The 16,953-nt window shown below is 68.6% G+C and carries 17 protein-coding genes and 2 pseudogenes; 2 read left to right on the forward strand and 17 right to left on the reverse strand.

What is annotated here, in order from left to right; all coding sequences use genetic code 11:
- Positions 1-19 precede the first annotated feature (19 nt).
- The 3 genes and pseudogenes from OG747_RS18050 to OG747_RS18060 form a co-directional block, all read right to left on the reverse strand.
- On the reverse strand, positions 20-586 hold the full coding sequence (locus tag OG747_RS18050; protein ID WP_405880354.1) for an SMI1/KNR4 family protein: 567 nt from the start codon (positions 584-586) through the stop codon (positions 20-22).
- A gap of 52 nt (positions 587-638) precedes the next feature.
- Positions 639-1,580 (reverse strand): hypothetical protein, encoded by a 942-nt coding sequence (locus OG747_RS18055; protein WP_405880355.1) that lies wholly within the window; start codon positions 1,578-1,580, stop codon positions 639-641.
- 219 nt (positions 1,581-1,799) lie between these two features.
- A pseudogene (locus OG747_RS18060) lies at positions 1,800-2,090 on the reverse strand (YccF domain-containing protein); the annotation flags it as partial.
- Positions 2,091-2,208: 118 nt separating this feature from the next.
- Between OG747_RS18060 and OG747_RS18065 the strand changes: the two are divergent.
- Positions 2,209-2,610, forward strand: coding sequence for a YccF domain-containing protein (locus OG747_RS18065; protein ID WP_266627508.1), 402 nt, complete (start codon positions 2,209-2,211; stop codon positions 2,608-2,610).
- A 459-nt stretch (positions 2,611-3,069) separates the two neighbouring features.
- Here OG747_RS18065 and OG747_RS18070 read toward each other — a convergent pair whose 3' ends face one another.
- Together OG747_RS18070 and OG747_RS18075 are read right to left on the reverse strand one after the other, a co-directional pair.
- On the reverse strand, positions 3,070-3,861 hold the full coding sequence (locus OG747_RS18070) for a class I SAM-dependent methyltransferase (protein ID WP_405880356.1): 792 nt from the start codon (positions 3,859-3,861) through the stop codon (positions 3,070-3,072).
- A gap of 93 nt (positions 3,862-3,954) precedes the next feature.
- Complete coding sequence (locus OG747_RS18075) at positions 3,955-4,110, reverse strand: transposase (RefSeq protein ID WP_405880357.1); 156 nt, start codon at positions 4,108-4,110, stop codon at positions 3,955-3,957.
- Positions 4,111-4,216: 106 nt separating this feature from the next.
- Here OG747_RS18075 and OG747_RS18080 point away from each other — a divergent pair, with 106 nt between their 5' ends.
- Positions 4,217-5,749, forward strand: a complete 1,533-nt coding sequence (locus tag OG747_RS18080) for a transposase (protein ID WP_405885583.1) — start codon at positions 4,217-4,219, stop codon at positions 5,747-5,749.
- Here OG747_RS18080 and OG747_RS18085 read toward each other — a convergent pair.
- From OG747_RS18085 to OG747_RS18140, 12 genes and pseudogenes are all read right to left on the reverse strand, one after another.
- A pseudogene (locus tag OG747_RS18085) lies at positions 5,715-5,843 on the reverse strand (YccF domain-containing protein); the annotation flags it as partial. The gene OG747_RS18080 and the pseudogene OG747_RS18085 overlap by 35 nt on opposite strands.
- The gene (htpX, locus tag OG747_RS18090; protein ID WP_405880358.1) at positions 5,840-6,703 is read right to left on the reverse strand and encodes a zinc metalloprotease HtpX; all 864 of its coding nucleotides are present in this window, start codon (positions 6,701-6,703) and stop codon (positions 5,840-5,842) included. The gene htpX and the pseudogene OG747_RS18085, both read right to left, overlap by 4 nt.
- Positions 6,704-6,859: 156 nt before the next feature.
- The gene (locus tag OG747_RS18095; protein WP_405880359.1) at positions 6,860-8,359 is read right to left on the reverse strand and encodes an NADH-quinone oxidoreductase subunit N; all 1,500 of its coding nucleotides are present in this window, start codon (positions 8,357-8,359) and stop codon (positions 6,860-6,862) included.
- Positions 8,356-9,933: an NADH-quinone oxidoreductase subunit M gene (locus OG747_RS18100; protein ID WP_405880360.1), complete on the reverse strand. Its 1,578-nt coding sequence runs from the start codon at positions 9,931-9,933 to the stop codon at positions 8,356-8,358. The genes OG747_RS18095 and OG747_RS18100 overlap by 4 nt, the downstream gene beginning before the upstream one ends.
- Before the next feature lie 6 nt (positions 9,934-9,939).
- The gene (locus OG747_RS18105) at positions 9,940-11,967 is read right to left on the reverse strand and encodes an NADH-quinone oxidoreductase subunit L (protein ID WP_405880361.1); all 2,028 of its coding nucleotides are present in this window, start codon (positions 11,965-11,967) and stop codon (positions 9,940-9,942) included.
- The gene (nuoK, locus tag OG747_RS18110; protein WP_405880362.1) at positions 11,964-12,377 is read right to left on the reverse strand and encodes an NADH-quinone oxidoreductase subunit NuoK; all 414 of its coding nucleotides are present in this window, start codon (positions 12,375-12,377) and stop codon (positions 11,964-11,966) included. Before nuoK ends, OG747_RS18105 begins: the two co-directional genes overlap by 4 nt.
- Positions 12,377-13,033, reverse strand: a complete 657-nt coding sequence (locus tag OG747_RS18115; protein ID WP_405880363.1) for an NADH-quinone oxidoreductase subunit J — start codon at positions 13,031-13,033, stop codon at positions 12,377-12,379. Before OG747_RS18115 ends, nuoK begins: the two co-directional genes overlap by 1 nt.
- Positions 13,030-13,698, reverse strand: a complete 669-nt coding sequence (locus OG747_RS18120) for a NuoI/complex I 23 kDa subunit family protein (RefSeq protein WP_405880364.1) — start codon at positions 13,696-13,698, stop codon at positions 13,030-13,032. Before OG747_RS18120 ends, OG747_RS18115 begins: the two co-directional genes overlap by 4 nt.
- Before the next feature lie 3 nt (positions 13,699-13,701).
- The gene (locus OG747_RS18125) at positions 13,702-14,667 is read right to left on the reverse strand and encodes an NADH-quinone oxidoreductase subunit H (RefSeq protein WP_405880365.1); all 966 of its coding nucleotides are present in this window, start codon (positions 14,665-14,667) and stop codon (positions 13,702-13,704) included.
- The gene (locus OG747_RS18130; protein WP_405880366.1) at positions 14,664-15,845 is read right to left on the reverse strand and encodes an NADH-quinone oxidoreductase subunit C; all 1,182 of its coding nucleotides are present in this window, start codon (positions 15,843-15,845) and stop codon (positions 14,664-14,666) included. Before OG747_RS18130 ends, OG747_RS18125 begins: the two co-directional genes overlap by 4 nt.
- Positions 15,842-16,444: an NADH-quinone oxidoreductase subunit B gene (locus OG747_RS18135; RefSeq protein ID WP_405880367.1), complete on the reverse strand. Its 603-nt coding sequence runs from the start codon at positions 16,442-16,444 to the stop codon at positions 15,842-15,844. Before OG747_RS18135 ends, OG747_RS18130 begins: the two co-directional genes overlap by 4 nt.
- Positions 16,435-16,848 (reverse strand): NADH-quinone oxidoreductase subunit A, encoded by a 414-nt coding sequence (locus OG747_RS18140; protein WP_405880368.1) that lies wholly within the window; start codon positions 16,846-16,848, stop codon positions 16,435-16,437. The genes OG747_RS18135 and OG747_RS18140 overlap by 10 nt, the downstream gene beginning before the upstream one ends.
- Positions 16,849-16,953 lie beyond the last annotated feature (105 nt).

Consider the following 16,953-nt stretch of genomic DNA (forward strand, 5'->3'; position numbering starts at 1 on the left):
TCGATAGCGGGGCGGGACGCTACGACGCCTGTGCCGCCGCCGTGCGTATGCGGAAGTCGGGCCAAGGGGCCAGGTCCGTATCGTCGTTGGACTCCTCGTACCAGCCGGATCCCTCGAGCCAAATGCACAGCCAGGCCTCGAGGTCGGGGGCGTCCACGTACCAGGCGTGGTCGGCGTCGTTGGCGTTCGGCTCGAAGAGCAGGACCGTGCCCTGGGGGCTGCGGCAGTCCACGCACGCATACATCCCGCAACCCCAGTGGGATATCGGCAGGACGCCCTCGGGCCAGGGCCAGTCCGGGTCCTTGCGGCCGTCCTCTCGATGGGCGAGGTACTGCGGGACGGCGGCGGGCTCGCCGGACGGGGAGCCGTCGAGCAGCGGCAGCAGGCCGTACTCCGGGCCGAATCCGCCGTCCCCTATCCGCAGGTAGAGCGCGGCGAGCAGGGGCGGCAGGGCGAAGCCCAGGACGGCCTCGGCGCGGGTGACCGCCGCCGCGTCCAGGGGCTCGGGGAGCGAAGGCCAGCCCCACGGGCGGGTGTTGCGGGCCTCCACACCGACCCGTGCCAGCAACTGCTCGATTTCGGTCATGGGTTCATGATGCAGCGCGCCACTGACAATCGGGCAGGCTGTGGATAACCCATCACGCCAGGCGTACGTCGACGCCGTGATCGGCGAGAAAGACGAGCAGTTCCTCGAACGTCGGCGGTCTGCGGTCACGGCACGGCGACACGCCGAGGCAGGCGCGGGCGACGTCGGCGTCGTGCCAGACGAGGGTAAAGGGCGGCTCGGCGCCGTAGCCGCCTCTCAGACAGCCGACGACCTCGCTCAGGTCGTGGCCGAAGTAACCACCGGGACCGTTCACCGCCTCGCCCAGGGCGCAGTGGAAGGCCGGCGCGTCGGTGACGTGACGGCCGTCGAGGTGGTAGGTGGAGCCGGGCGCCTCGTCGGACCCGTACTGGTTGGTCCTTTCCTGGGCGCGGTCGAGCCAGAACTCGCGTCCTTGCGGGCTGCACCGGGCCCAGCTGTTCGGCTCGGACTGGCGTTCGCGCCACGACACGTCCCAGGCCTCGCGGGCCGCGCGGGGCAGCCGCCGCGACCAGGTGTCGTGGGTGAGATCGACCAGACACCGGCCGTGGGCGAAGGGGATCCACGCGGTGATCTCGCCTTCGAGTACGGTGCCGACCGTCCAGCCGACCCAGTTGAGGCGCAACACCTGGGCGTGCCCCAGGTCCTCGTCGCCCGCTTCCAGCACGTCGCGCAGACTTCCGTGCGGGGAACAGCCGAGCAGGCGCACGGGTGGCTCGGCCGGTTCGAAGAACTCGCGCGGGACTTGGCCGAGGTCCCGGCAGTGGCCCCATGGCTCGCCGTCCGCACCATGGAGCCGGTATCCCGAGGAGAGTGACGGCCGTTGGGGATATTCGTCCTGGTCGTCGGGTATCGCGGACGCCTCGATGGTGATGTCCCGCCGCGTCAGGTCGAGCGGACACGGGCGGTCGCCGAGGACGCGTACGTACTCCAGTGACCATTCCTCCCCGACCGGGGTGTGCGCGGCGTCGAGCGTCCGTAGTAATAGGCCGCCCAATGGCGCGGAGCCGGTGGTGCGGGCCCGCTCCAGGGCTCCGGCCAGCTCGCCCCGGGGTGCGCAGCCGAGGAGGTCGTACTGGACCCGCGCCGGAGGGAGCGGATCGGTGTAGAGGTCGTCGGCGGCGTCCTAGCACAGGGCCCATAACGAGTCGCCGACACCCCTGTTGCTGTACGCCGCCATCGCGTACTTCGGATTCTGCACCCTCTCGTCCCGCCGCTAGCGCGTCGCGAACGGCTCGTCCGTACGGACGATTTCGCGGCCCAGGGGGAGCAGCAAGACCGGGATGAGCTTGAAGTTGGCGATGCCGAAGGGGATGCCGATGATCGTGATACACAGGAGGATGCCGGTGATGATGTGGGCGAGGGCGAGCCACCAGCCCGCGAGGACCAGCCACAGGACGTTGCCGATACAGGAGGCCGCGCCCGCGTCACGGCGCTCCACCGTCGTATAGCCGAAGGGTCACAGGGCGTAGACGCCGATGCGGAACGCGGCGATCCCGAACGGGATCGTCTCGGAACGTTCCCGATCACGCCACAAGGCCGCTGCGGTTCCGCCTGAACGCCTGACGAGCTGATACTTGTCTTGGCAGGCAGTGCCGGCGGAGCGACCTGGAAAGGTATCGATCATGAAGCTGTTCAACCTGCTGTTGAACATTCTGTGGCTCGTCTTCTGCGGCATCTGGATGGCGATCGGATACCTGATCGCGGCGCTGGTGTGCTTCATCTTGATCGTCACCATCCCGTTCGGCATCGCGTCGCTGCGTATCGCGGGGTTCGTGCTGTGGCCGTTCGGCCGAACCACTGTAGAGCGACCGGATGCCGGGGCGCCCTCTTGCATCGGCAACGTCCTGTGGTTGGTCTTCGCAGGCTGGTGGCTTGCTCTGGCGCACTTGATCACGAGTATCCCGCTGTTCCTGTCGATCATCGGTATCCCGTTTGGGTGGGCCAACCTGAAGCTCATCCCGATCTCACTCATGCCGCTTGGGCGTGAGGTGGTTGCGACGGATCAGCGGTTCGGCGGGCGCTGACCGAGGTCGCTGCTCGGCGGGTCTGAGGCTCGTTAGGGGAACTCCGAGCGGCAGTGCGGCTTTCTGAGCGCCTTCCTCGATCGGGAGGCGTTCTGTGGTCTCTAATCCGTATCCCTTCGGTAGCAGTTTGAGGATTTGCCAGAAGAGGCGAACTTGGTCACGTCGTTGCGGAAGAAGCGGATCGTCTGGTTCGGCGGCTGTGGATTCTTCAGTTCGTTGACCGCCGCCTCGGAAATTATCAAGCAGAAGCTCTCAACCAAGGGAGGGTGATCCCCTGAACGGAGCAATTCGAGGGAGCCTTCGTACCGGCCCGCCCGGTACATCCAGTTGTCGGGGAGTGAGGAAGAGGACGATCTGAGGTCGATGCTGACGGGCCTGCAGTTAGTGGGGGTCGGGCTGGCACAGCGCTCCATTTGGCCATTCGGAGACACGGTCGTCTAGGCCGGCCCCACGGCTGGGTCAGCCCGGCTTGACCGCCAGCGTCGCAAAATAGTTCGACATGTATTGAGCGGATGCGTTGGATTGGTGCGGCGCTTCCGCGAAGCCGGTGAGGACGAACCCCGCGGCGAGTTGCCCGCCGATCTGGTCGGTAAGGGTGTGGCTGTATTCAAGAGCGGCATCCGCGCCGAACTTCGTGGCGCGTTCTTCGGCGGAGTACTGCGTGACATCGCTGTAGGGCAGCTTGTGCACGACGATCAGCTCGCCGCGCTCGTCGAGCGCCTCGTGGTCGAACAAGTACACATCAGGGTTGAGGAAGCCCACGAGCAGAGTTCCGCCCGGTCGCAGGACGCGGAAGCACTCACGCCACACCGGTGCCAAGTCTGGTACGAATAGGTTAGAGACCGGATGGAATACGACGTCGAATGTTGCGTCGCCGAAGGCGCTGAGGTCGCGCATGTCGCCTAGGACGGTGCGCAGCTCGAGTCCGTCGCGCGCCGCCACCATCTGGTCCTGGCCGAGCTGGCGGGGTGAGTTGTCGAATACGGTGACCCGCGCCCCTGCGGCGGCGAGGATCGGACCCTGCTGGCCACCGCCGGAGGCCAGGCACAACACGTCCTTGCCGGTCAGGTCCGTCGGCAGCCAGGAGCGGTTGACTGGCTCACGCCCGATGAGAACAATCGACCAGTCGCCCATGCGGGCGCGCTCGACATCCTCAGCACTCACCGGCCTCGACCACTCGTTGCCCTCTTGGACATACTTGTCCCAGGCTGCCCGATTGTGGGCAACGGGGTCGACAGCAATGTCCTGCACGTTTAACTCCCTGCTACAGCCAAGCGGACACCTGCGGTACTGACAGTTCGGTGCCGCTAGCCAACACGATTGCAGGGTGCGGGCTCAACGAAATTAGCGGGCATCGAGGTGTCCACGGGCTCGACGGGTGGTCGCGCAGCGGGTGCGTAAGCGCTGGTTGCCGGGGTTGCGGAAGCCGTAGGCGTCGCGGGCGATGGTCTTGATGACCCGGTTGGTGCCTTCGGAGCCGGCGTTGGTGATCGGTCGCAAGGGCCGTGCCTTCTGGCGGTGAGTCTGGGCCCTTGAAGACATCGGGGTGTACGTCGCTGTCGTCGCCGACGACTACGACAACACCACGACCGAAGGGCGCAAGAAGATGCGCCGTGACGCCGACTACGCCGAGACAGAGTGGGAGACGATCCGCGACCGCACTCAGGGCGGCTTGCAGGAGAAGGCCGAACTGACACCGGCCGCGCACATCGGCGGGCGTCCGCCGTACGGCTACCGCATCGCCAACAAGGGGACCCCCGGCTCATACCTGGTGATCGACGAGGACGAGGCGAAGATCATCCGGCATGTGTACGACCTGGTCGTCGGCGAAGGGCTCAACCTTCGCAAGGCCACCATCCGTCTCATCGCCGAAGGGGTCACAGCGCGTTCCGGCAAGACGTGGACGCGCGACAACCTCCGGGATCGCATCATGTCGATACCTGTCCTCGACGGCGTACTCGTCTTCCGCGGAAAGCACGCCAGTACCGATGAGAACGGCAATCCCATCTGGGGCGACTCCGTACGCATTGACCTGCCTCGAATCCTGACCGCGGAACAGAGCGCGGAGCTTCGGCGCAAGGTCGCCGAGACAGCGAAGCAGAGCAGTGGGCAGCGGTGGTTCTATCCGCTGAGCGGTCGGGTCCTGGGCCTTTGCGGGAAGACGTATTCGGGGATCAGCTTCACCCCAACACGGGAGGGCGCCCGGTTCTACCGATGCTCCGGCAACACGCCCAAAGACCCTAGCCAGAAGTCCTGTGGCTGCTCGCGCATCGACGCCAACGCGCTTGAGAGGCATGTGTGGAGGCACGTCACCGAGATCGCGAGCGATAGCAAAAAGCTCCAGGCGCTGGCTGCCGAATGGATCGGGATGGCGGAAGGGGACACCACTGCCCTGGTCGACCGGATCGCAGCCCTTGACCACCAGATCGAGGGTATGAACGCGTCGATCACGGCCGTCATCGTCGCGTCGGCCAAGCAAAGCAAGTCAGCCGACGCCATTGAAACGGCTACAGCCGTCCTGAACGACGAACTCCAACAGCTTCAGAACCTGCGCGACGAGGCGGCCGAATGGCTCGCGGAGATGGAGGAGTCCGAACGGCAGGCCCGGGATCTCATCGCGCTGGCAAGCATGGCGAAGGAGTCGTTCCCGGGCATGGCTCCGGAGCAGCAAGCGGCCATTTTATCCATGATGGAACTAAAGGTCACGATCACGGGCCCGGTGCCTGTCGATCGGCGCGGCGGCGTCCCCTGCACCGTTCGTGCCTGGTACGCCGCTGCTGGCCTCGGCATCCCTGCTGCCGCGCTCTCCGACGAGGAGTGGGCAAAGGTCGCTTCCCTACTCCCTAAGGGGCGCCGGGGCACCGTTCGCCGATCCGTGGACGCCATCTTCTATAAGGCGCGCACCGGCAAGTCCTGGCCCGTTGTGATCAAGGAAACCGGCGCCACCATCCAGGCTTCGAAGCACTTCAACACCTGGACGTCCGACGACACCTGGAGCCGTGTGTGCGCTGCCCTGGCGGACGTAGAACAGGTACCTCTCCCGGAACTTCAGCTACTGCCCTCGATGGTCATCGAAGGACGGGTCGAGCCGAGCGCGATGCTGAACGCAGAAGAACGATCCCGAAGGGGATGCCGATAATGGTGATGCACAGCAGTACACCCGCGGCCAGGTAGCCGAGGAACAGCCAGAAGCCGCTCAGGACGAGCCAAATGACGTTCAGAATTGTCTTCATTGCTGGCGACCTGCCATCTGCTCAAGCCGGGCGATGCGCTCCGCCATTGGCGGATGCGTGGAGAACATCTTCGACATTCCCTGTCCCGGGCCGAAGGGGTTCGCGATCATCATGTGGCTCGCGGTCTCGATGCGCGGCTCCGGAGGCAGCGGCAGTTGTTTGGTGCCCGCGTCGAGCTTGCGCAGGGCACTGGCGAGGGCGAGGGGGTCGCCGGTGAGCTGGGCGCCGGACGCGTCCGCCTCGTACTCCCTGGAGCGGCTGATGGCGAGCTGGATGAGGGACGCGGCGAGCGGTCCCAGGATCATGATCAGCAGCATGCCGAGGATGCCGGGGCCCTCGTCGTCGTTCGAACGGCCGACCGGGATCAGCCAGGCGAAATTCACCAGGAACATGATCACCGAGGCGAGGGCGCCCGCGACCGACGAGATCAGGATGTCGCGGTTGTAGACATGACTGAGCTCGTGGCCGATGACGCCGCGCAGTTCGCGCTCGTCCAGGATGCGCAGGATTCCGTCGGTGACGCACACGGCGGCATTGCGCGGGTTGCGGCCCGTCGCGAAGGCGTTCGGTGCCTCCGTCGGCGAGATGTACAGACGTGGCATGGGCTGGCGGGCCTGGGTCGAGAGCTCACGGACCATGCGGTACAGGGCCGGGGCCTCGAACTCGCTCACCGGGCGCGCGCGCATCGCGCGTAGAGCCAGTTTGTCGCTGTTCCAGTACGCGTACGCGTTCGTCCCGATCGCGATGAACAGCGCGACGACGAGGCCGGTACGCCCGAAGAAGCTGCCGATGACGATGATGAGTGCGGACAGTCCCCCGAGGAGTACGGCGGTCCTGAGCCCGTTGTGCCGGCGGTGCACGGTACGCCCTCCAAGTGGTGCGGCAGGGGAACCCTTTGCTTGCTGGTGCCTTGCTTCCACTCTTCAGTGGAACCTCCCGTACTGGTCAACGCCAGGCGGGGAGCACTAGTTCCCTTGTGCGGGCAGCGGCGCGCGTGGGCCGTCCGGGTGACGGCCTCAGAACAGGCCGGTGCCCGAGAAGCGCAGGACCAGTTGGGGTGCCCCGGAGAGGGCGATGCCCAGGACCGCTGTCAGGGCGATCGCCGCCGTGAGGGGGGCCGGGACGCGGTGCTTCTCGGGTTCGCCCTCGGGGGCGCGGAAGAGCAGCGTCGTCCACTGGAGGTAGTAGAAGAGCGCGATCACGACGTTGACGGCCATGATCACGGCCAGCCAGCCGAGTCCCGCGTCGACGGCCGCCGAGAAGACGGTGACCTTGGCGAAGAGTCCGATGATGCCCGGCGGCAGTCCCGCGAGGCACAGCAGGAAGAAGCCGAGGAGGAGGGCTGAGAGGGGGCTCGTCGCGTACAGGCCTCGGTAGTCGCTGATGCGGTTCAGTGGGCTCCTGCGGGCGACGAGGGCGGCCACGGCGAAAGCGCCGAGGTTCACGACCGCGTACATCAGGGCGTACGCGACGGTGGAGCCGATGGCCTTCCCGGCGTCCTTGGAGTAGGCGGCGGACGCGATCGGCACCAGGAGGTAGCCGGCCTGGCCGACGGAGGACCAGGCGAGCAGCCGGACCGCGCTGTACGCGCGCGTGGCCTGCTGGCGCAGGGCACCGACATTGCCGACGGTCATGGTGAGGGCGGCCAGCGCGGCGAGTGCCGGGCCCCACACGTCCGCGTACGACGGGAGGGCGACGACGGTGACGAGGATCAGGCCTGAGAAGCCGACCGCCTTGCCGACGACCGACAAGTAGGCGGCGACCGGCAAAGGCGCCCCTACATAGGTGTCGGGCACCCAGAAGTGGAACGGCACGGCGGCCGTCTTGAAGGCGAAGCCGACGAGGGTGAGAACGACTCCCGCCTGGGCGAGGGTGTGGAACTGTCCGTCTACGTGCTGGATCTTGTCCGCGATCTGCGTGAGGTAGAGGGTGCCGGTCGTCGCGTAGACGAAGCTGACGCCCATCAGGCTCACGGCGGTCGCGGTGACGGAGGAGAGGAAGAACTTCAGGGCCGCTTCGGAGGACTTCTTGTCGCCGCGCTTGATGCCGACGAGCGCGAAGGCGGGCAGGGAGGCGACTTCGAGGGCGACGATGAGGGTCGCGAGGTCGCGGGAGGCGGGCAGCAGGGCGGCACCCGCGGCCGAGGAGAGCAGCAGGAACCAGAACTCCCCTTCGGGGAGTTCCTTGTTGGCGTCCTTCAAGGCCGTGACCGACAGCAGGGCCGCCAGGAGCGCGCCGCCGAGGACCAGAAACTGGATGACGAGGGTGAAGCGGTCCGCCGTATAGCTGCAGGCGTTCGCGTCGCCCGTCAGACAGAACGTGGCGCGGTCGCCGTCCAGGAGTGGCAGCAGCATGAGCGCGGACGCGGCGAGGCCCGCCACCGATACCCAGCCGAGTACCGCCTTCTTCTCCTCTCCGATGAAGAGGTCGGCGACGAGCACGGCGAGTCCGACGACCGCGGTGATGGTGGGCGGCGCGATCGCGAGCCAGTCGACGGACTGGACCAAGGAGCTCATCGGGTGCCTCCTGCGAGGAGCTGCTGTACGGCCGGATCGGTCAGGCCGAGGAGAGCCTTGGGCCATAGGCCGGCGACGACCGTGAGGGCGACGAGCGGCGTCCAGGCCGCGAACTCGTAGCTCTGGACGTCGGCGAGCGTCGGCGCCTCCTGCCGCGGGGTCTCGCCCATGCACACCCGGCGTACGACGACGAGCATGTACGCGGCCGTGAGCAGCGTGCCGAAGGCGGCGATCGCCATGAACGTCAGATACGCGGGACGGCTGAGGTCCGCGGCGGGCTTGAACGCGCCGAACAGCGCCAGCATCTCGCCCCAGAATCCGGCGAGGCCCGGCAGCCCGAGCGAGGCGACGGCGCCGAAGGCGAGCAGGCCGCCGAGGCGCGGGGCCTTGCCGTAGAGCGCGGCGCCGGTCTCCTCGGCGAGGGTGTCGAGGTCGGTCGTGCCCGTGCGGTCCTTGAGCGCCCCTACGAGGAAGAAGAGGAGGCCGGTGATGAGGCCGTGGGCGATGTTGGCGAACAGCGCGCCGTTCACGCCGGTCGGGGTCATCGTCGCGATGCCGAGCAGAACGAAGCCCATGTGCCCGACGGACGAGTACGCGATGAGCCGCTTGAGATCGCCCTTCGCGCCCTGTTTCGCGAGGGCCAGACAGGCCAGGGATCCGTAGATGATCCCGACCACGGCGAAGGCGGCGAGGTAGGGGGCGAAGGTGTGCATCCCGTCCGGCGCGATCGGCAGCAGAATCCGGACGAACCCGTACGTACCCATCTTCAGCATTACACCGGCCAGCAGGACCGAGCCGACGGTGGGCGCGGCAGTGTGGGCGTCCGGCAGCCAGCTGTGCAGCGGCCACATCGGTGTCTTGACCGCGAGTCCGATTCCGATCGCCAAAACGGCGATGACCTGCACGGATGTGCTCAGCGACCGGCCGTTGTCAGTGGCGAGTGCCACCATGTCGAATGTGCCCGCCTTGATTCCGATCAGGAGCAGGCCCAGCAGCATGACGACCGAACCGAGCAGTGTGAAGAGGATGAACTTCCAGGCCGCGGCCTGGCGCTGGGCACCGCCCCACCGGGCGATGAGGAAGTACATCGGGATGAGCACCGTCTCGAACGCGAGGAAGAACAGCAGCAGATCGAGGACGGCAAAGGTCGCGAGCGTGCCGGACTCGAGGACGAGCAGCAGTGCGACAAAGGCCTTCGGGGTCGGCCCCGCGGGCATCTTGAAGTAGCTGTAGAGCGCGCAGAGGAAGGTCAGCAGCGCGGTCAGGACCAGAAGGGGGAGGGAAATGCCGTCGATGCCGAGGTGGATCCGCACATCGAGTGCGGGGATCCAGCTGATGTCCGTCGTGGCCTGCATCTTCGACGGGTGGTCGTGGTCGAAGCCGAGCGCGAGGACGATCGCGGCGATGAGCACCGCGCCGGTGACGATCACGCCGTGCCGAAGGACGGCCTGCTCCGGCGACTTCCCCTTCAGTCCGGGCGGTGCGGGCAGGAGAGCTGTGGCGGCGCCGATGAGCGGCCCGACGACGATCAACGCGAGAAGAATCTGCATCACGGATTCACTGATATCGATCACGCCTGCTCACGCTCCCGTGGCGACGAGGAGGGCGGCGACCACCAGGACGACGGTGCCGGCGAGCAGCGCGCTCACATAGGTCTGCACATTGCCGGTCTGCGCGCGCCGTACGGCGGCGCCGAGCAGGCGGGGTAGGGCGCCCGCGCCGCGTACGTAGGTGTCGACGACCTCACGGTCGAGGAACCGGACGAGTGCGGCTCCGGCCTGGACCGGGCGGACGAACAGCACGTTGTACACGGCGTCGAGGTGGAAGCCGACGGCCGCGTGCCGGTGCAGCGGGCCGAGCAACAGCCGGCCCGGGTCCGCCGGATCGGGGGCGTAGGCCATGTCTCCGAACGCCGACGCGTGGAGCGCGATGGCCTCGGCCTCGACCGTTCCGGCGTCGGCGTCGGGGTGGGCCACCACCGCACCGTGGGGGTGCCCCCGCTCGAACGAAGCCGAGAGTGGGGGAGGTACGCGCACCGCCACCGTGCTCGTGTGCCGCCAGGCGCCGTAGGTGACGAGTCCGCCGACCAGGGCGAGCCCCGTGCCGAGGACGGAGGTGGTGAGGACCGGCGACAGATCGCGGCCGTCGAACCAGTCGGGCAGCGGGCCGTACGCCAGGCCGAAGGCGAGCGACGGAATGGCGAGCACCCACAGCACGGCGGTCATCGTGAGTGGCTGCCGCCCGTGGTCAGGAGCTTCGGCGCCCCGTCCGTGGAAGGCCAGCAGCCACAGGCGGGTGGCGTACGCGGCGGTGAGCACGGCAGTGACCAGGCCGGCGACGAGGACGATCCAGCCCGCGGCGCCGGGAGCGTGTTCGGTGTGGCCGGTGGCCACGTGCTCTGCGGCGCCGAGGACGGCTTCCTTGGAGAAGAAGCCGCTGAACGGGGGGATCGCGGCGAGTGCGAGCAACGCCACGGTCATCGTCCAGTAGGCGTCGGGGACGCGGGCGCGCAGGCCGGTCATACGGGACATGACGGCCAGCGAGTTGGTGCCGGAGGCGTGGATGATCACGCCGGCGGCAAGGAACAGCAGCGCCTTGAAGGCGCCGTGGGAGAGGAGGTGGAAGACGGCGGCACCGCGGTCGCCGACCGCGAGGGCGCCGGCCATGTATCCGAGCTGGCCGATCGTCGAGTAGGCGAGGACGCGCTTGATGTCGTCCTGGGCGAGCGCGGCGAGCCCCGAGCCCGCCATCGTGACGGCGGCCATGACGGCGAGGACGACCATCGCGGCCGAGGAGGCCTGGAAGACGGGGAGGAGCCGGGCAATGAAGTAGATACCGGCGGCGACCATCGTCGCGGCGTGGATCAGCGCGGAGACGGGTGTCGGGCCCGCCATCGCGTCGGGCAGCCAGGTGTGCAGAGGGAACAGCGCCGACTTGCCCGCCGCACCGGCGAGGAGCAGCAGGGCGACCAGCGTCGGATGGTGCAGCCCGCCGCTCGCGACGGTGCCGAGGACCGTGGTGATCTGGAAAGACCCGGCGTCGGTGGCAAGGGCGAACAGACCGATGAGGAAGGGGACGTCGCCGAGCTTGGTGACAAGGAATGCCTTGATCGAGGCGGCGCGGGCCTCGGGGGTCTCCCAGTAGTGGCCGACCAGGAAGTACGAGCAGATGCCCATGACCTCCCAGCCGACCAGGAGCACGATCAGGTCGCCGGAATAGACGACGAGCAGCATCGCGGAGGTGAAGAGGGAGACGAGAGCGGCGTACGAGGGGTAGCGCGGGTCGTCGCGCAGGTAGCCCGTCGAGTAGATCTGCACGCAGGAGGCGACGACGCCGACGAGTACGGCGACGAGAGCGGCGAAGCCGTCGATGTGCAGGGCGAGTTCGACGGGGACCGAGCCGGTGGGCGTCAGCTCGGTGGCCGCGTTGATGGCCTGGTCGCCGCCCTGGCGCACGGCGACCAGCACGGCGAGGACCAGCGAGGTGAGGGGCGGCAGGACCGCGAGGGGGCGGACATAGCCGGGGGCCGTGCGGCCGAGGAGGAGTCCGGCCGCGGCGCCCAGGAACGGAAGGAGAGGGACGAGGACGGCGAGGGTGGTCGTGGTCACGCGGTGGCCTCAGCCTTCTCGTCTCCCGGGACGCGGGCTTCTTCGGTGCCGTCGCCGTGGGTGCCGTCGCCGTCGGGGCCGTCCGTTTCGGGGCCCTCGGCGGTGTCGCGGAGCTTGTCGATGTCCGAGGTGCCACGGCCTCGATAGACGGCGAGGACGATCGCCAGGCCGATGCCGATCTCGGCCGCGGCGATGGCGATGGTGAACAGGGTCAGTGCCTGGCCGGAGTGGAGCGTGTCGCGGGCGGTCTTGGAGAGCCAGACGTCGAAGGCGACGAGGTTGAGGTTGACGGCGTTGAGCATCAGCTCGACGGACATCAGAACCAGGATCGCGTTGCGGCGCGCGAGGACTCCGTACAGGCCCGTGCAGAAGAGGAGGGTGGAGAGCACGGCGGGATAGGCGAGGTGCATCAGCGAGGCCCTTCCTTCTCACTCCGGCGGCTCTGGGCACCCGTGGTGGTGGTCGTCGCGCCCGCAGTGATCGTCGCGTCCGCCTTCGCCTTGCGGGAGAGGACGATCGCGCCGACCAGGGCGGCGAGGAGAAGGACGGAGAGCGCTTCGAAGGGGAGGACCCAGCTCTGGAAAAGGCTCGCCCCGATGACCTCGGTGGAGCCTGCTGCGGGACCGCCCAGGTCGACCCAGGTCGTGCGGAAGGCGTCCACGACGACCCAGACCAGGGCGGCGGCCGCGGCGACGGCCACGGTCAGGGCGGCCCAGCGGTTGCCGGAGTCGGCGTCCGGGGAACGGCCGATGGGGGCCTTGGTGAGCATCAGGCCGAAGAGGAGGAGGACGACGACGGAACCGACGTAGATGAGGACCTGCACCCAGGCGATGAACTCGGCCGTGAGCAGGAGGTACTCGACGGCGAGGCCGCCGAGGGTCACCACCAGCCACAGGGCGGCGTGCACCAGTTGCTTGGTGGTGACGGTGACGATCGCGGCGCCGAAAGTGACCAGACCGACGAGGAGGAAGGCGATCTCGACGCCGGTCGGGGAGAGGAAGCCGTGGCTCTCTGCGGCGGTGGTCGTGGCTCGCGCCGCGGCGACGCCGGCTGCTGCGAGGCTCACGACTCACCCTCCTGCCGCTCGAAGGCCTTGGCAGGCTCGGAAGGCTGCGGGCCCGGAGCCGGGGGCTCCTCGGTCTGCGCTGCCTCCGTGGCTGCCTCGGCGGCGAGTTTGTCGGCGGTTTTGCGGGCGGCGGCCAGTTCCTTGGGTTCCTCGGCGCCGGGGTCGAGTGCGGGCGGGGCCGGGACCGTCCACATCCACTCGCGGAGCTTGTCGCGCTCGTGGGTGAGTTCGTGGATGTCGGTCTCCGCGTACTCGAACTCCGGGGACCAGAAAAGCGCGTCGAAAGGACAGACCTCGATGCAGATACCGCAGTACATGCACAGGGAGAAGTCGATGGCGAAGCGGTCGAGGACATTGCGGCTGCGCTCGCGGCCACCGGGGGCGGCCGGCGGGACCGTCTCCTTGTGGGAGTCGATGTAGATGCACCAGTCCGGGCACTCGCGGGCGCACAGCATGCAGACCGTGCAGTTCTCCTCGAACAGGCCGATGACGCCGCGGGAGCGGGGCGGCAGTTCGGGCTGGGCGTCCGGGTACTGCGCGGTGACGGTCTTCTTCGTCATCGTGCGGAGGGTGACGGCCAGGCCCTTGGCGAGACCGGAGCCAGGAATGCGGGGCCGGGTGGGCGGGGGAGAGCTGTGCCGGGTGGGCGGGAGGGACTCAGCCATGGTCTAGATCACCACCTTGACGATGCCGGTGAGGGCGATCTGGGCGAGGGAGAGGGGGACGAGGAGGGTCCAGGAGAGTTTCTGGAGCTGGTCCTCGCGCAGGCGGGGATAGGTGACACGCAGCCAGATGACGACGAAGGCGAGGATGGCCGCCTTGAGGAGGGTCCAGACCCAGCCGAGGCCGTCGACGCCCCACGGTCCGTGCCAGCCGCCCAGGAAGAGGACGGTGGTCAGGGCGCACAGGACGACGATTCCGGCGTACTCGGCGAGGAGGAAGAGCGCGAAGCGCAGGCCCGTGTACTCGGTGTACGCACCGAAGATGATCTCCGAGTCCGCGACGGGCATGTCGAAGGGCGGGCGCTGGAGTTCGGCGAGGCCCGCCACGAAGAAGACGATCGCGCCGACGATCTGCCAGGGCAGCCACCACCACTTGAAGGCGTCGACGATGCCGGGCAGGGAGACGGTGCCGGCCGCCATCGCGACGGAGGCGGCGGTCAGCAGCATCGGGAGTTCGTACGCGAGCAGCTGGGCGGCGGTGCGCAGGCCGCCGAGGAGGGAGAACTTGTTGGCCGAGGCCCAGCCCGCCATGAGCGAGCCGAGGACGCCGACGCCCATCACGGCGAGGACGAAGAAGATGCCCGCGTCGACGACCTGGCCGACCGCGCCCTGGCCCGGGCCGATCGGGATGGCGAGAAGAACCAGGAGGTACGGGAGGAGGGCTACGGCGGGGGCGAGTTGGAAGATACGGCGGTCCGCGCCCGCGGGGACGATGTCCTCCTTCTGTGCGAACTTCACGCCGTCCGCGACGAGCTGGGCCCAGCCGTGGAAGCCACCGGCGTACATCGGGCCGAGGCGGCCCTGCATGTGGGCCATCACCTTGTGTTCGGTCTGACCGACGATCAGGGGGAACGTCAGGAACACGACGAAGACGACGAGGAGGCGTAGGGCAACGTCGAGAGCGTCGTTCACTGCGTGCCTCCGGAGGTGTCGTCGGGGTCAGGGGTGGGGGCGGCGGGGTCGGGCTGAGGTTTGTCGGGGGTGGGGGCGGCCTTGGCGGAGGGCTTCGGCGTCGCCTCCGATTCCGGTTCCGGGCGCGCCTCCGATTCCGATTCAGGTACCGGATTCGGCTCGTCGAAGGCGGGGCGGGCGTGGTGCCACGGAGCGTCCGCGCTGCGCGGCGCGGTGGGCCTCGTCGGGGTGGGGGGAGTCGTCGGCCCGGTGTCCTCCCCCGTCGCCTCGGTCCGCTGCGAAGCCGAGCCCTGGCTGGCGCTGCGCGCACGGCGGGGACCGGCAGGAGCCGCCGCCGCAGTCGCAGCAGTCGCAGCATCTGAAGCAGGCTGAGCAGGCGGTTGTTCAGGGGCCGGAGTCGTCTGCTGTTGGCTTGCCGAGCCCTGGCTCGCGCTGCGTGCCCGGCGCGGCGTCACCGGAGCGTCCGTGGCGGCACCAGTCCCCGCACCCTCGCCCGCACCCACGGCGGGGGCCTGGCTCGCTGAGCCCTCTCCCGCCGTGCGGGCGGGGCGCACCGGGCGGTCGCCGGCGGCGCGGGCGGCGCCGCGGGCCGGGCGGGCGGGGGCCGGTGGGAGCTGGCCCTTCAGGGGGCCCCATTCGTTGGGGTCGGGGACGCCCGGCGGAAGCATCTGGCGGCGCTTCGGGCCACCGTGATCCGACTCCCCCGGCTCCTTCGCGCCGGGCCAGGCCTTGGCGACGCGGGCGGCGAGGACGAAGTCCTTGCGGAGAGGGTGGCCCTCGAAGCCCTCTGGCAACAACAGGGGGGCCAGCCCAGGGTGGCCCTCGAAGGTGACGCCGAACATCTCGTGGGTCTCGCGCTCGTGCCAGCCCGCACCTGCGTACACGGAGACCGCCGACGCCAGGACGGGTGCCGAGTGCGGGACGGTCGTACGGACGAGGAGGCGGCGTACGGGAGACAGGGCCACCACGTGTGCCGCGACGCGAAAGCCCGTGCCGGGTTCGTCGACGGCGCTCAGCCAGTCGAAGTAGGTGCAGCCCAGCCTGTCACGCGCGGTCTCCAGGGCGGAGATCCAGGAAGCGGGCGGCACATCGACCGTCAGGACCTCGTACGACTCCTCGGCCGTGGCCTCCGGGCCGAAGAGTTCCTCGGCCGGGGCGGGGAGCCAGCCGACGGTCATCGGTCCTCCCCCACGGCGGGCGGGCGTACCAGGCCGCTCTGGAGAGCTGCCGCCGACGGGCGCGGCGAGGAGCTGTAGCGCTCGCCCAGCGACTCCCGGGCGATCTTCTCCTGGAGTTTGAGGATGCCCTGGAGCAGCGCCTCCGGGCGGGGCGGGCATCCGGGGACGTACACGTCCACCGGGATGATCTGGTCGACGCCCTTGGTGACCGAGTACGAGTCCCAGTACGGGCCGCCGCAGTTCGAGCACGCGCCGAAGGAGATGACGTACTTGGGCTCGGGCATCTGCTCGTACAGACGTTTGACGGCGGGGGCCATCTTGTCCGTGACCGTGCCGGAGACGACCATCAGGTCGGCCTGGCGCGGGCCCGGAGCGAACGGGATCACTCCGAGCCGGATGAAGTCGTGCCGGGCCATCGACGCGGCGATGAACTCGATCGCGCAGCAGGCGAGGCCGAAGTTGAAGACCCAGAGCGAGTAGCGGCGGCCCCAGTTCAGGACCACCTTCATCGGCTCGGGGGCCAGCCGGGAGAGCGCGCCCAGCCGCTTCGGCTCGGGCAACAGCACCGGCTCGGAGGTCGGCGAGGGGGTCACGTCCATGTCAGGACGCCCTTCTTGTATGCATACAGCAGGCCCAAGGCCAGGAAGCCGAGGAAGATGAACATCTCCACGAGGGTGGCCGCGCCGTAGCCGGGCGCGGCGAAGACGGTCGCCCAGGGGAAGAGGAAGATCGAGTCGACGGCGAAGATCACGTAGAGGAAGGCGTAGACGTAGTAGCGGACCTGGGTGTGCGCCCAGCCCTCGCCGACGGGGTCGACACCGCACTCGTACGTCAGGAGTTTCTCGGGGGTGGGGACCACCGGCCGCAGCAGACGGCCCGCCCCGAAGGCGACGGCGACGAAGAGCACGCCGACGACGGCGAGCAGTCCGACGACCGAGTAGGACTGGAAGTAGCCCGCCGCGACGACGGCCCCGGTTGCCGTGACAACGGTCGGTTCCGGCACGTCAGCCCCTCACTCCCTGAACTTCCTGACCTCGTTGCGCCCCGGCATACGCCCCGTTGCGCACGCCGTGATGCGCCCTGTTCGACGATCTGTACGGACGGGAGT

Origin of the sequence: Streptomyces sp. NBC_01384 (genome assembly GCF_045040035.1) — a bacterium.
GTDB lineage: Bacteria > Actinomycetota > Actinomycetes > Streptomycetales > Streptomycetaceae > Streptomyces.

Excerpts from the sequence above, each read along its gene's own strand:
- OG747_RS18050 (WP_405880354.1), bottom strand. The coding sequence starts at position 586 with ATGACCGAAATCGAGCAGTTGCTGGCACGGGTCGGTGTGGAGGCCCGC.
- OG747_RS18065 (WP_266627508.1), top strand. The coding sequence starts at position 2,209 with ATGAAGCTGTTCAACCTGCTGTTGAACATTCTGTGGCTCGTCTTCTGC.
- OG747_RS18080 (WP_405885583.1), top strand. The coding sequence starts at position 4,217 with ATGCGCCGTGACGCCGACTACGCCGAGACAGAGTGGGAGACGATCCGC.
- OG747_RS18095 (WP_405880359.1), bottom strand. The coding sequence starts at position 8,359 with ATGAGCTCCTTGGTCCAGTCCGTCGACTGGCTCGCGATCGCGCCGCCC.
- nuoK (WP_405880362.1), bottom strand. The coding sequence starts at position 12,377 with ATGCACCTCGCCTATCCCGCCGTGCTCTCCACCCTCCTCTTCTGCACG.
- OG747_RS18120 (WP_405880364.1), bottom strand. The coding sequence starts at position 13,698 with ATGGCTGAGTCCCTCCCGCCCACCCGGCACAGCTCTCCCCCGCCCACC.
- OG747_RS18130 (WP_405880366.1), bottom strand. The coding sequence starts at position 15,845 with ATGACCGTCGGCTGGCTCCCCGCCCCGGCCGAGGAACTCTTCGGCCCG.
- OG747_RS18135 (WP_405880367.1), bottom strand. The coding sequence starts at position 16,444 with ATGGACGTGACCCCCTCGCCGACCTCCGAGCCGGTGCTGTTGCCCGAG.